General features: G+C 60.8%; 11 protein-coding genes. 2 read left to right on the top strand and 9 right to left on the bottom strand.

Annotation, left to right across the window (positions count from 1 at the left end; translation table 11 throughout):
* Positions 1 to 24: 24 nt before the first annotated feature.
* From K529_RS18245 to fabA, 8 genes are all read right to left on the bottom strand, one after another.
* A complete protein-coding gene (locus K529_RS18245; RefSeq protein WP_046002566.1) occupies positions 25 to 3405 on the bottom strand; it encodes an error-prone DNA polymerase in 3381 nt (1126 codons plus the stop codon).
* On the bottom strand, positions 3405 to 4883 hold the full coding sequence (locus tag K529_RS18240) for a Y-family DNA polymerase (RefSeq protein ID WP_198528111.1): 1479 nt from the start codon (positions 4881 to 4883) through the stop codon (positions 3405 to 3407). Before K529_RS18240 ends, K529_RS18245 begins: the two co-directional genes overlap by 1 nt.
* Positions 4825 to 5388 carry an ImuA family protein gene (locus tag K529_RS18235; protein ID WP_005676335.1) on the bottom strand — a complete coding sequence of 188 codons (564 nt, stop codon included), beginning with the start codon at positions 5386 to 5388 and terminating at the stop codon, positions 4825 to 4827. Before K529_RS18235 ends, K529_RS18240 begins: the two co-directional genes overlap by 59 nt.
* A gap of 74 nt (positions 5389 to 5462) precedes the next feature.
* Positions 5463 to 6074 (bottom strand): TetR/AcrR family transcriptional regulator, encoded by a 612-nt coding sequence (locus K529_RS18230; RefSeq protein WP_005676338.1) that lies wholly within the window; start codon positions 6072 to 6074, stop codon positions 5463 to 5465.
* On the bottom strand, positions 6071 to 6703 hold the full coding sequence (locus K529_RS18225) for an HD domain-containing protein (protein WP_005676341.1): 633 nt from the start codon (positions 6701 to 6703) through the stop codon (positions 6071 to 6073). The genes K529_RS18230 and K529_RS18225 overlap by 4 nt, the downstream gene beginning before the upstream one ends.
* 139 nt (positions 6704 to 6842) lie before the next feature.
* Positions 6843 to 7637, bottom strand: coding sequence for an enoyl-ACP reductase FabI (locus tag K529_RS18220; RefSeq protein WP_005676343.1), 795 nt, complete (start codon positions 7635 to 7637; stop codon positions 6843 to 6845).
* A 5-nt stretch (positions 7638 to 7642) separates the two neighbouring features.
* Positions 7643 to 8872: a beta-ketoacyl-ACP synthase I gene (fabB, locus tag K529_RS18215; RefSeq protein ID WP_046002567.1), complete on the bottom strand. Its 1230-nt coding sequence runs from the start codon at positions 8870 to 8872 to the stop codon at positions 7643 to 7645.
* 81 nt (positions 8873 to 8953) lie between these two features.
* Positions 8954 to 9463, bottom strand: coding sequence for a bifunctional 3-hydroxydecanoyl-ACP dehydratase/trans-2-decenoyl-ACP isomerase (fabA, locus tag K529_RS18210; RefSeq protein WP_005618461.1), 510 nt, complete (start codon positions 9461 to 9463; stop codon positions 8954 to 8956).
* A 230-nt stretch (positions 9464 to 9693) separates the two neighbouring features.
* Here fabA and irrA point away from each other — a divergent pair, with 230 nt between their 5' ends.
* Positions 9694 to 10122 (top strand): iron response transcriptional regulator IrrA, encoded by a 429-nt coding sequence (gene irrA, locus K529_RS18205; protein WP_005618464.1) that lies wholly within the window; start codon positions 9694 to 9696, stop codon positions 10120 to 10122.
* A gap of 101 nt (positions 10123 to 10223) precedes the next feature.
* Here irrA and K529_RS18200 read toward each other — a convergent pair whose 3' ends face one another.
* Positions 10224 to 11093 carry a glycosyltransferase family protein gene (locus K529_RS18200; RefSeq protein ID WP_005618467.1) on the bottom strand — a complete coding sequence of 290 codons (870 nt, stop codon included), beginning with the start codon at positions 11091 to 11093 and terminating at the stop codon, positions 10224 to 10226.
* 164 nt (positions 11094 to 11257) lie between these two features.
* Here K529_RS18200 and miaB point away from each other — a divergent pair, with 164 nt between their 5' ends.
* The gene (gene miaB / locus K529_RS18195; protein WP_005618470.1) at positions 11258 to 12580 is read left to right on the top strand and encodes a tRNA (N6-isopentenyl adenosine(37)-C2)-methylthiotransferase MiaB; all 1323 of its coding nucleotides are present in this window, start codon (positions 11258 to 11260) and stop codon (positions 12578 to 12580) included.
* Positions 12581 to 12755 lie beyond the last annotated feature (175 nt).

Raw genomic sequence — 12755 nt, 5'->3', positions numbered from 1 at the left:
ATTCCGGGGCAGCCCTTTGGGCGCTTAATGAAAGTCCCGGCTTGGAAACAACCGTTTGGCCTGTTCACGCGGGTGGCGTGCGCTTGACGTGACCTGTCTGGAGCGTGGGGCATCATCGGCCTGAGGTTGGGTGATGCCAATAGCCTCATCCAGCGGATGGCCAAGATCCGAGAGACGGTACGACATGTCGGTAATTTCCTGCGCGATCAGATGCACGATAATCCCTTCGCGTTGCAGATATCCGCGCACTTGCAACAACCGCCCGCCCATCACGATGCGGCGGTATTGCTCATAGACCTTGGGCCAGACGACAATATTGCTGACTCCGGTTTCATCCTCCAACGTCAGGAAGATAACGCCGGATGCGGTGCCCGGCCGCTGACGGGTGATCACCAGACCGCAGACCGTGTGACGCCCCAGCGGCACCGTCTGCAGCGCCGCATGCGGGGTAAGACCCGGCAAGGAGGGGCGCAGCAATTCCATCGGATGCGCGCGCAAGGTCAGCCGCGTGGCCACGTAATCCTCTACCACTTCTTCGCCCAGATGCATCACGGGCAAATCAACCGATGGCTCAGAGATACTCTCACCATCAATCGGATCGTTAAACAGGGGCAGTGGCTGTGGGCTGCGAATGGCCTTGACCTGCCACAGAGCATCGCGGCGCGTGAGCCCCATGTCTGCAAACGCATCCGCCTCGGCCAGCCGTGTCAACACGTCGGGACGCACCCCAGCCCGGAGCCACAGCGTGTCCGGATCAGGATAGCCATTGCCGCGTGCCGCGGTGATCCAGCCTGCATCCTCTTCGCGAAACCCTTTGATCTGGCGAAATCCCAGCCGCAGGGCCAGCGCGCCATCGGGGCGGCGCTCCAGTTGGTTGTCCCAATTTGATGCATTGACGCAGATGGGCCGGATCTCGACCCCATGTTCGCGGGCATCGCGCACGATCTGGGCCGGGGCGTAAAACCCCATTGGCTGTGAATTCAAAAGCGCGCAGGCAAAGACCGCTGGATAATGGCATTTGAGCCAGGCCGAGACATAGGCCAGCATGGCAAAGGCGGCGGCGTGGCTTTCGGGAAAGCCATAGTCGGCAAACCCTTCGATCTGAGAAAAACAGCGCGCGGCGACCTCTGGCGCGTAGTCTTTATCCAGCATGCCATTGATGAATTTGTCCCGAAACGTGCCAATGGTGCCCATCCGCCGAAAGGAGGCGAGCGAGCGGCGCAGGTGGTCGGCTTCTTCTGGGGTGAAGCCCGCACCGACCACGGCGATTTGCATGGCCTGTTCCTGAAACAGCGGAACGCCCAAGGTGCGTTTGGTGACCTGTTCCAGCTCCGGGCCAAAGGGCTCGGGTTCCTCCAGGCCATGGCGGCGGCGGATATAGGGCTGAACCATATCGCCCTGAATGGGGCCGGGGCGTACAATTGCCACCTCGATCACCAGATCGTAAAATTCCTGCGGCCGCATCCGGGGCAGAAAATTCATCTGCGCCCGGCTTTCCACCTGAAAGACCCCCACCGCATCTGCGCGGCACAGCATGTCATAGGTGGGCTTATCCCCTTGTGGGACCGAGGCAATGGACCATGTCTCTCCCTCATGCGTTTGCAACAGGGCAAATGCCTTTTGCAGACAGGTCAGCATGCCGAGCGACAGCACGTCGACCTTCAGGATACCAAGCGCGTCGATGTCGTCCTTGTCCCATTCGATCACGGTGCGATCTTCCATCGCGGCGTTCTCAATCGGGGCCAGCTCGTCCAGCCGTCCTCTGGTGATGACAAAGCCGCCGACATGTTGGGACAGATGCCGGGGAAAACCGATGATGTCGCCGATCAGCCGGATGGTCTGCATCAGGCGGCGATCCTGAATGTTGAGGCCCAGTTCTTCGATGCGTTTCAGGTCAACGCCGCCGTTGCTCATGCCCCAGATTTGCCCCGAGAGACCCGCCGTGACATCCTGTGACAGGCCCATGACCTTGCCGACCTCGCGGATGGCGGCCCGAGAACGGAAATGGATCACGGTGGCGCAAAGCCCCGCACGCTCGCGGCCATATTTTTGGTAGATCCACTGGATCACCTCTTCGCGGCGTTCATGTTCGAAATCCACGTCGATATCTGGCGGCTCGCCCCGGTATCGCGAGACAAACCGCTCAAACACCATGGTGATCATATCGGGGCTGACGTCGGTGATGCCGAGCAGATAGCACAGGATCGAATTCGCTGCTGATCCGCGCCCCTGACACAGGATGTTTTGCGATCTGGCGTATTGCACGATGTCATGCACGGTCAGAAAATAGGCGGCAAAGCCCAGATCTGCGACGAGGTTCAGCTCCTTTTTCATAAGAGTAATGGCCTTCTCTGACGGCCCGTCAGGATAGCGCCGCTTCAGCCCCTCAGCGGCTAGCCGTTCGAGCCGCACCTGCGGGGTTTCCCCGTCAACAATTTCATGGGGGTAATCATAGGACAGCTCGCCGAGATCAAAGCTGCATGTGTCTGCGATCTCCAATGTGCGGCGCAGGGCAGCGGGGTGGGCGCGAAACAGCCGGGCCATATCCGCGCCTGCCTTGAGGCGGCGCTCGGAATTCAGCAAGGCGCGGCTGCCGATTTCATCAATGGTGATATGTTCGCGCATACAGGTCAGCACATCCGCCAGCGGCCTGCGGCTGGCGCGGTGCATCAGCACATCCCCCACCGCAACCATGGGCGCGCTTGTGACCTGTGCAGTATGCGCGCAGGCAGCCAGATAGGCCTGATCGCTGCCATCATAACGCGGGGCTGCCCCCAGAAACACATGATGCGGAAAGGCCTGTTGCATCCTGCGAATGTCAGGAGTGGCCGTCTTCAGCTCCGCTTGCGGCAGGGCAATCAAGGTCATGCCACGACAGGACGCCATCAGATCCTTGGTGTCCAGATGGCATTCACCTTTGGGCGCGCGCCTTTTTCCAAGGGTCAAAAGCCGGGTCAGGCGGCTATAGGCGGTGCGGTCGCGGGGCAGGGCGATCCAGTCGGTCTGGCTGTCGCGCAGCACCAGACGACAGCCGACGATCAGCTTGGGCAGTATCGGGGTGGCTGGTTTTTCGAGCGTGGCGGCGTTGCCAATGTCTTGTCGTGAGGAAGAATCAATGCGTTGGTGCGAGCGGATCTGAACACCCGCCTCCGCCTCACGCCGCAGTTCTTTCAGGGCACTCCATGCGCGCACTACCCCGGCCAGTGAGTTGCGATCGGTGATCGCAATGGCCGCCAGTCCCAGCTCGGCTGCGCGTGTCATTAACTCTTCGGGGTGGGAGGCCCCGGTCAGAAAGGTAAAGTTGCTGGTCACGCACAGCTCGGCATAGCCGGGGCCGGTCTGCTGAGTGCGCAACCTCTCCGGGCTAAAGGCTTCGACCGGGCGGTGGGTTCGGTTGGGTTCCATCAGGCGAACTCCCCCTGCACAAACCAGCCCGGGGCTTGCGGCGTAAAAAACAGCCACAGCCTGCGCCCTTCTTGGGTCTCCACCCGCCAATAATCGCGCAGCCCGCTGCGCCACGCCTCATCCTCCAGCCACCACTCGGGGCAGATGCGTTCGGGGCCTATGGCGCGTCCGGTGGTCAGCGCCATACGCCGCCAGCGAAATCGTTGGGGCGGATGCGGCGTACGCCCTGCAATGGGTTCCGGCGCAAAGAGTACAACCGGGCGCGGGCGGGCCGGGCACCAATGACGCGCAGGTTCTGAATAGGCAGCGGGTGAGATGATGAAACTGCGCTCTGGGATGTGGCTGTCAGCGGGCAGGAACCGCTGGATGTTTTCCAGCCCAACCCGCGTGCCAAGACGAGAGATCAAGTCATCCAGCTTATCCTTGCGCCCGGCGGACACATGGTTGATCTGCCGGGCGGGCAGCGGTTCCACCACGGTTGCCTCAAGGCGCAGACGCTCGATGCCAAACCCCGCGTCCAGATCCTTCAGCCCGCGCTCGAACAGGGGCAGGATGCGGTGCGGGTCATGCAAGGGGCGCGCAAGGCGCAACTCAACCTGCTGACTGTCACGGTCCACGCGCCCCAGCGTCACGCAGAGCCTGCGCGCACCGACCTCTTGCGCCTGCAATTTGGGGCAAAGCTGCCCCAGCAGTCGCTGGATACCCGCCATGACATCCCCGATCAGGCCGATGGGTTCGGGCAAGGTCAGGCGCACGCCGTAATGAGGTGGTTCCGCTTGTGGGCTGATCTCCTCTGGCTGGTCCCCAAGGGCCTGATCCAGCCGCATCAGCGCGGCGGGGCCAAAACGGCGGGTCAGAGGCGCGCGCGGCGTTGCGGCCAGTTCGCTGATCTTGCGTATCCCCAGACGCTGCAACGCAACCGAGGTGTCCGCACCCAAGCGCAGCGCAGCAACCGGCAGGGAACCGATGGCGTCTAACATCGCACCTGCGGGGGCGATCCCCTCGCCGTGACGGGCCAGCGCCCATGCGGCCCCGCGGGTGTCGCCCAAGCCGATCCGCACCGTCATTCCCGCGCGGGCCAGTCGATTGCGCATTTGTGCCAGCATGGCGTCCTCACCCCCAAAGAGATGGGTTGACCCGGTGATGTCCAGCACCAGCCCGTCCTCCCCCTCCAGCCCAACCCACGGGCAATAGCGTGTGGCCCAGCGGCGCAGCCCCTGCAGAAACCGCTGATCCTCTGGCGGGCGCGCCACGTGGCTGCGCAGGTCCGGGCAAAAGGCGCGCGCGTCAGAATAGGTCATACCCTTATGAAGCCCCTGCGCCTCGGCCGCGGCATTGAGGCAATAAATCCGGTTGGCGTTGTTCTCTTTGAGGGTCAGGGCAAAGGGACCATCAATCGGATTCAGTCGTAACGCCCGGTCACTTGCCAGCCGGGGAAACCATAGCGAGACGACGCGACGCTCTATCCCATCGAACATACCAGACACCCAATGTTCCCGATTTGTTCTTTATAAGCTCCCACCGCTGCAGAGTCGAGTCCCCGGCGCGATCATCGGCGTCAAAATGCGGGATGCAGCGCCAGCGGGTTTCGGCGGCATTGCTGCCCATACCCTCTGGGATCAGGGCGAGAGCGATGGATTTGCCTTCTTTCGCAGCCAGTTGCAACCGCCGCCCTTCGGTGAGGCCCAGCGGTTTTGTGAGGCTCACGATGACCAGCGCCACCGCACCGGAGCGCAGAGCCTCCTCTGTCACGGCAAGGGCTTCGATCTGGCTCTGGGCGTTGCACAGCAGCAGGTCGGCCGGGTCCATAAAAGCGGCGAACCCATCCGGATTGATTCGCGCCACCTCCCATGTTTCGCGCACCCAGAGCACCTGCCCACCGCGCGCGGCGGCCAGTGCAAAAGCAAAGCTATAAGCCCCCGCGCCGCAGACCTCATGGGCGCGACCTTCAACGAGGGGGAAGGGCAGGGAGGATTGAACCATGGCTCATATTCAAGGCAAAGAAGGGGGCAGGGTCAACACCCATACACCGCCCGCGCAGGAATGTCTTGTGCGTCTTAGGGTGTCAGCCCGGCAGCGATGGAACGGGCCGCGTTTGCGATAAATCCATGCACGTCATCTGCCTCTGCGTCCGCCCGCACCCGCAGTCCAAGGGAGTGCAGTACAGCGGCGGCCATTTCTGCGGCGGCTTGTCTCGCGCCCTCTGGTGCGTCCGGCGCGGTGTGGTCAAACAGGCGACGAAACTGAGCATCGGTTTGCACGAGGCGCTGGGCCAGGCGGCTGCGAATCTCCGGGTGGGTGGGGGCTTCTGCCACGGCAGTGGAGAATACCAGACAGCCTCGCGCCTGTGCCCGGCTGTAGATTTCCAGCATGGTGGTATAGATGATCCGCAGGGCGTCCTCGGGCGAGGCATCGCGAGGCACCTGACGGTTCAGATCGCCCTGCACGCGGATGACAAAATCATCCATCGCGCGCAGGAACATTTCTTCCTTGTTGCCAAAGGCGGCATAAAGGCTGGGGCGGACAAGGCCGGTGGCCTTGGAGAGGTCATCCAGCGAGGTGGCCGCATAGCCCTTCTGCCAGAAGACCTCCATGATGGTCTGCCGTACCGCGCGTTCATCGAACTTGCGCGGACGGCCCCGACCGCGTGTCTGCCCCGCCTTGCTCATTCGGGGAAATCCGCCCCGTGCAGCACATCGCAGAAATGCGGCTGGTGAAAGCCCGGCACATGGCGATGGGCCACATCGGCGCCAAAATTATGCATCGCTGTCATGGGCTTGGCTTTGTAGATCCGGGTGAGCGCTTGTTCCATGGCCTTTTTGAACCCCAGACGGGGGTAGGCGTCAAGCACCTGTTCCATCACCTCCGGCGTGATGTGGTCATGTGGGATAACGCCCACGTCCAGCCCCGCACCGATCTGCACCAGCGCGGCCTCGGGCGATTTCTTCTGCGGGATCGAAAACGTCGTGTGCAGAGCAATCGCGTCCCAGACCCGGTCAATGCGCGATTGCTCGACGTTTTGTGCCGCAAGGAACGTGGCGGCGGCATCGGCGGCGTCCACCTCAAACCGATCCTCCGCCATATAGGTTTCTGTGAGGCCGAGATCATGCAGCATGGCGGCGATGTAAAACAGCTCCGGGTCATATTGCGTGCCCGTCGCGCGCGCCGCCAGCGCGCCAAACACATATGAGCGGCTGACATGGTTATAAAGGAAGGGATCGCTTGCCATGCGCACCATCTCTTCGGCGGCGGTGCAAAGGGCCGTGTCGGGCGGGGTGACGAGGTCAGTGAGAAGCATCGAAAGTATCCTGTCTTGAAAGGTTCGCTTTTTATTATGCGATTCGGTATAAAATAAAAGAGCCGATATCCAAAACGACCTGCGACAAAAAGAAAAGGCACCCCGAAGGGTGCCTTAACAGTCTGAATTATAATTGAAATCAGAGGTGTTCTTGTTGCGGCATACCAAGGATGTGAAAGCCGCCATCGACGCGGATGATCTCACCCGTGGTGTAGGCTCCTGCGTCCGAGGCCAGATAGACCGCTGTGCCGCCCACCGCTTCAAGGGTCGCATTGGACCGCAAGGGGGCGTTCTGCTCGGTGTGCTTGTAGGTCTTGCGCGCACCACCGATCGCAGCCCCGGCGAGCGTTTTCATCGGGCCGGGAGAGATCGCATTGACGCGGATGCCATCGGGGCCGAGGTCATTGGCCAGATAGCGCGTGGCGCTTTCCAGCGCGGCCTTGGCCACACCCATCACATTGTAGTTCGGCGTCACCCGGTTGGAGCCACCATAGGTCAGCGTCATCATGGTGCCGCCGCCGTTTTCCTGCATCAACGGATAGGCGCGCCGCGCCACCTCGATGAAGGAATAGGCGGAGATATCCATGGAGTTCTTGAAGTTCGCGCGGCTGGTGTTGATGAACCGGCCGGTGAGTTCGGTCTTGTCCGAATAGGCAATCGCGTGAACGAGGAAATCAATCGTCGGCCAGCGCGCGCTCAGCTGTTCGAACGCGGTGTCGAGCGAGGCATCATCGGTGACATCCACATCCACCATGAAATCGCTGCCTACAGAGGCCGCGAGCGGCTCCAGACGTTTGCCAAAGGCTTCACCCTGATAGGTAAAGGCCAGCTCGGCCCCTGCCTCATGCATCGCCTTGGCGATCCCCCAGGCGATGGAGCGGTCGTTTGCCACCCCCATGATCAGGCCCCGTTTGCCGGCCAATACTCCTGTCACGGTCGTCAATCCTTGTACTTGCTCAGAACCATGGACCCGTTGGTGCCACCAAAGCCGAAGCTGTTGGTCATGACACTGTCGAGCCCTGCGTTTTCTACATATTGCGTGGCCACTTCGCCCTCCTCGATGCCCTCTGCGAGGGTCTCGACGTTGATGGACGGCGTGATGAAATCATTGTCCAGCATCAAGAGGCAGAAGATCGCCTCCAGCGCGCCGGCGGCACCCTGTGCGTGACCGGTCATGGATTTGGTCGAGGAGATCGGCGGCACATTGCCTGCACCGAATACACGGCGTGCGGCCTCAACCTCGCCCACATCGCCCACCGGCGTCGAGGTGCCATGCGCGTTGATATAGGAAACCTTGCGGCCTTCGGGCAGGGTTTGCAGCGCCAGACGCATCGCGCGCTCGCCGCCCTCGCCAGAGGGGGCCACCATGTCGTGACCGTCGGAGGTCGCGGCAAAGCCGGTCACTTCGGCGTAGATCTTGGCCCCACGCGCCAGCGCATGCTCCAGATCCTCAAGCACCACGATGCCGCCACCACCGGAGATCACAAACCCATCGCGGTCCTGATCGAACGCACGGGAGGCTTTTTCCGGCGTGTCGTTAAACTTCGAGGACATCGCGCCCATGGCGTCAAACAGACAGGACAGGGTCCAGTCCAGCTCCTCGCCACCACCGGCAAACATCACGTCCTGCTTGCCCATCATGATCTGCTCAGCCGCGTTGCCGATGCAATGCAGCGAAGTGGAGCAGGCGGAGGTGATCGAGTAGTTGATGCCCTTGATCTTGAACGCGGTCGCAAGGTTTGCCGAGATCGTCGAGGACATGCATTTCGGCACCGCAAAGGGGCCGATGCGCTTGGTTGCGCCGGTTTTCAGCACGGTCTGATGTGCGGTCAGCATCGACGAGGTCGATGGCCCGCCCGAGCCGGCCACCAGGCCAGTGCGCTCGTTGACGACCTGATCGTCCGAGAGGCCCGCATCCGCAATCGCCTGGCTCATGGCGATATGGGCATAGGCGGCACCCGGACCCATGAACCGCAGGGTTCGCTTGTCCACATGCTCGGCCGGATCAATTTTCAGCGTGCCCGCGATCTGGCTGCGAAAGCCATGTTCGGCCATCTCTTCGCTGGCGACAATGCCGGATTTCCCGGCCTTCAAGGAGGCGATGACCTCCTCGGCATTGTTCCCGATCGAGGAGACGATCCCCAAGCCGGTGACGACGACGCGACGCATGTTGCGTACTCCTGTAACTGGTGTGAAGGGGGCGCACCCCGCATCATGGGCCCGAAGCCCCAAGCTGATCCCGAGCGTGGATCAGTTCTCGGAGAGGGCCACCTTCATATCCTTAACCTGATAAATCACTTCTCCATCCGCTTCCACGATCCCGTCTGCGACGCCCATGGTCAAGCGGCGGGTCTGTACAGCTTTGGTGAAATTGACGCGATAGGTCAGCATTTTGCGATCCGGGCGCACCATGCCGGTCAGTTTGACCTCACCAACGCCAAGCGCATAGCCGCGCCCTTGCCAGCCACGCCAGCCGAGGTTGAAGCCGGTGAGCTGCCACAAGCCATCAAGACCAAGGCAGCCGGGCATGATCGGGTTGCCGGGGAAGTGGCAGTCAAAGAACCACAGGTCCGGGGTGATGTCGAATTCTGCGAGGATATGGCCCTTGCCATGCTCACCGCCATCGGCGCTCACTTCGGTGATGCGGTCCATCATCAGCATGGGCGGCGCGGGCAGCTGCGCATTGCCGGGTCCGAACAGCTCGCCTCTTGCACATTTAAGCAGGTCTTCCTTGTCAAAGCTGCTGGGATACTGGGTCATATGCGGGGCAACTCCTGCCTGTGAGGTCTGATATAGGTTCACCGCTCCCATTAGCACCGCGTTTACATATCCTGCAAGGGGAGCACGTCGCCGCAGGTGCAAAGGCGGCCCAAGGGCGGGTTCTGTGCAACGCGGCCCAATATACGAAAGCGATTTTTGCAAATCCGTTTGAAAAAGGGCAATATGATGCGATATAAGCCTGAGGTCGCAATGAACGCTAGGAAGGTGACATGACACCGACCCATGAAGAGAATGCCAACAAGTGGCTGATGGAAGCGGGCCTTCGCCCGACCCGCCAGCGTGTGACGCTGGCTGCTCTCCTCGTTGGCGATGGACAGCACCGCCACGTAACCGCAGAGAGCCTGTTTGACGCCGCCAAGGATGACGGGGCCGCCGTGTCGCTGGCCACGGTCTATAATACGCTCAGGGCGTTTTGTGATGCGGGTGTTTTGCAGGAAATCACGGTCGATGGCTCCAAAAGCTATTTCGACACCAATGTGCATGACCACCCCCACTACTATTGGGAGGGCGAGGGCCGGGTTTCGGATGCCCCGTCCGAGGAGCTGGTCATCCAATCCCTGCCGCAACCCCCCGAAGGGATGGAGATTGCGTCGGTCGATGTGGTGATCCGCCTGCGCAAGAAAGCAGAGCTTAGCTGAAATTTGGACGGTGCGTGAATTGGGGGCGCTGCCCCCTCGGCGCTCGCGCGCCTCACCCCCGAGATATTTCTGAAAAGCTGAAAACAGGCTTTAGCGTCGTGTCAGAACCATTGCCCCGGTTCCATCAGGCCCAGATCCAGAAGTTGGCGCGAATGCCATTCGAATGGTGCCGAGTTGTGCCACTTGAAGCTCTTGATATCAAAGGTCGATCCCGGATTTCGTTTCAGCGCTTTGGCGGCGCGAAATGAGCAGATCGCAGCGGTCAGGTTGTGATGCCATGGGCAGGCATAGGTGTTATATTCCTGATCGTTGAACGTGTGATCCTCCTGGAGCTGCAGCCCCTTTTTGACACGAAACAGCGCAATCCGGTCGATTTTGCGGCTGGCTTCGGGGATGTGCTCCTCATGCCGCCAGCGGATACCGCCAAAGAAATCCAACTGGCGGTCCCTTGGATGGCCTGTCTCGGGATCACTGCGCCCTTGAGCGTAATAGCCGGATTTGTCCAGACAGGCATCCTCGATCGAAACCGCACTTGGGTGCGCGTCCAGATCTCCTGCATAGATATCAATTACATAAGTCAGCATCGCATCACGCCGTTCTTCGGTGTGAAAGGCCAGCATCTCGCGCACGGTGCGGGTCTCGCAAAACGGATAGAAAAGATACTCGCCATTATAGCAATAATAGAGCCAGCACCCCGGAGTGGCTGCGGCAATAATGCGGTTCACGGCTGTGATGACCGCGTCCGCGCTGGTGCAGTCGTAGGGCACGCGGTGGATCAGGTCCTCCACATCCGAAGGCACATCAAACGCGTCGGGCATCAAGGCGACAACCGATGTGAAGCCGCAATTCAGATGGTGGCGCAGGGTGGTGCCGATCTCCACCTCATCCTCTGCAAAAATCAGTGCCACCGGCCCTTTGGCCAGAATGGGCTTGCCGGTCTGAAGGAAATCCTCCAGCGCGCCGTATATCATCGGGGCTGTCCTCATGCTCTGCTCTGGGTCTTTCACCGAGCGCCTTCTGGTCTTTGCAGATAAAATCGGGTAATTGCCCTGCCATTGCAAGCGGCCTCAATTCGCGCTATGCGCAGCCGCTGTTCAATCCGCCTTGGCCCACCCCGAAAAAGGTAGCTCACGTCATGTCCGCGCCCAAGAAACTCTACATCAAGACCTATGGCTGTCAGATGAACGTTTATGACAGTGAACGCATGGCGGAAACGCTGGGCGGTCAGGGCTATGTGGAGACCAAAACCCCTGATGATGCGGATATGATCCTTTTGAACACCTGCCACATTCGCGAAAAGGCCGCAGAGAAGGTCTATTCCGAACTGGGGCGGTTCAAAGGTCTGAAGGCGGAGAAGCCCGATCTGAAGATCGGCGTGGCGGGTTGTGTGGCGCAGGCCGAGGGCGAGGAAATCATGCGTCGTCAGCCGTTGGTGGATCTGGTGGTCGGCCCACAGAGCTATCATCGTCTGCCCGAGATGGAAGCCAAGGCGGGTGCCGGTGAAAAGGTGCTCGACACGGATTTCCCCGAGGAAGACAAATTTGAAAAGCTGAAGCGTCGCCCCAAGGCCAAACGCGGCCCCACCGCGTTTTTGACCGTGCAGGAGGGCTGCGATAAATTCTGTGCCTTCTGTGTTGTGCCCTATACACGCGGGGCCGAAGTGTCTCGCCCTGCGGACCGTATCCTGCGCGAAGCCGAGGATCTGGTGGAGCGCGGCGTGCGCGAAATCACCCTGCTGGGCCAGAACGTCAACGCTTATCACGGCGCGGGCCCCAACGGGGATATGACGCTGGCGCAGTTGATCTGGGAACTCGACAAGGTGGAGGGGCTGGAGCGCATCCGGTTTACTACCTCGCACCCCAATGACATGATGGATGACCTCATTGAGGCCCATGGCACTTGCGCCAAGCTGATGCCCTATCTGCATCTGCCGGTGCAGGCGGGATCGGACAAGATCCTGAAACGGATGAACCGCAGCCACACCGCCGAGAGCTATATCCGCCTGATCGAGCGTATCCGCGCGGCGCGCCCCGACATCCTGATTTCCGGCGATTTCATCGTGGGCTTCCCCGAAGAGACCGAAGAGGATTTTCAGGCGACGCTCGATCTGGTGGAAGAAGTGAAATACGGCACCGCCTATTCCTTCAAATACTCCACCCGTCCCGGCACACCAGCGGCAGAACGCGCGCAGGTGGACCCCAAGGAAGCCGACGACCGATTGCAACGGCTCCAGGCTCTGCTGACCCGTCAGCAACGCGAAGTGCAGGATAGCATGGTCGGGCGTGAGCTTGGTGTACTGTTTGAAAAGAAGGGCCGCTTTCCGGGGCAGATGGTCGGCAAGTCCGATTACCTCCACGCGGTGCATGTGGCCGACTGCGATGCAGAGATCGGCGATCTGCGCCGGGTGCGGATCGTCTCTTCGGGTGCCAACTCGCTCGCGGGTGAGTTGATCGCCTAACGACACCCCACTCGATCTGAGGGCAATTTTAAAGGGCGCGGCCAGTCATTGGCGGCGCCCTTTTGGTTTCAAAATGATGCAGTCAGGTGAAGGTGGCGGAGGTGCGCGACTCAGTTCTGATGGGGATTTTCATTCATTTTTTCGAATTTCTGATCGATTGACCGCTCTGCGTGGG

It is taken from the genome of Tritonibacter mobilis F1926 (assembly GCF_000376545.2).
GTDB lineage: Bacteria > Pseudomonadota > Alphaproteobacteria > Rhodobacterales > Rhodobacteraceae > Epibacterium > Epibacterium mobile.
This window is presented reverse-complemented; position numbering and strand designations above follow the sequence as displayed.

What these genes read in the sequence shown, in the direction of transcription:
- K529_RS18245 (WP_046002566.1), bottom strand. Translation starts at nt 3,405, where the DNA reads ATGGAACCCAACCGAACCCACCGCCCGGTCGAAGCCTTTAGCCCGGAG.
- K529_RS18240 (WP_198528111.1), bottom strand. Translation starts at nt 4,883, where the DNA reads ATGTTCGATGGGATAGAGCGTCGCGTCGTCTCGCTATGGTTTCCCCGG.
- K529_RS18235 (WP_005676335.1), bottom strand. Translation starts at nt 5,388, where the DNA reads ATGGTTCAATCCTCCCTGCCCTTCCCCCTCGTTGAAGGTCGCGCCCAT.
- K529_RS18230 (WP_005676338.1), bottom strand. Translation starts at nt 6,074, where the DNA reads ATGAGCAAGGCGGGGCAGACACGCGGTCGGGGCCGTCCGCGCAAGTTC.
- K529_RS18225 (WP_005676341.1), bottom strand. Translation starts at nt 6,703, where the DNA reads ATGCTTCTCACTGACCTCGTCACCCCGCCCGACACGGCCCTTTGCACC.
- fabB (WP_046002567.1), bottom strand. Translation starts at nt 8,872, where the DNA reads ATGCGTCGCGTCGTCGTCACCGGCTTGGGGATCGTCTCCTCGATCGGG.
- fabA (WP_005618461.1), bottom strand. Translation starts at nt 9,463, where the DNA reads ATGACCCAGTATCCCAGCAGCTTTGACAAGGAAGACCTGCTTAAATGT.
- irrA (WP_005618464.1), top strand. Translation starts at nt 9,694, where the DNA reads ATGACACCGACCCATGAAGAGAATGCCAACAAGTGGCTGATGGAAGCG.
- K529_RS18200 (WP_005618467.1), bottom strand. Translation starts at nt 11,093, where the DNA reads ATGATATACGGCGCGCTGGAGGATTTCCTTCAGACCGGCAAGCCCATT.
- miaB (WP_005618470.1), top strand. Translation starts at nt 11,258, where the DNA reads ATGTCCGCGCCCAAGAAACTCTACATCAAGACCTATGGCTGTCAGATG.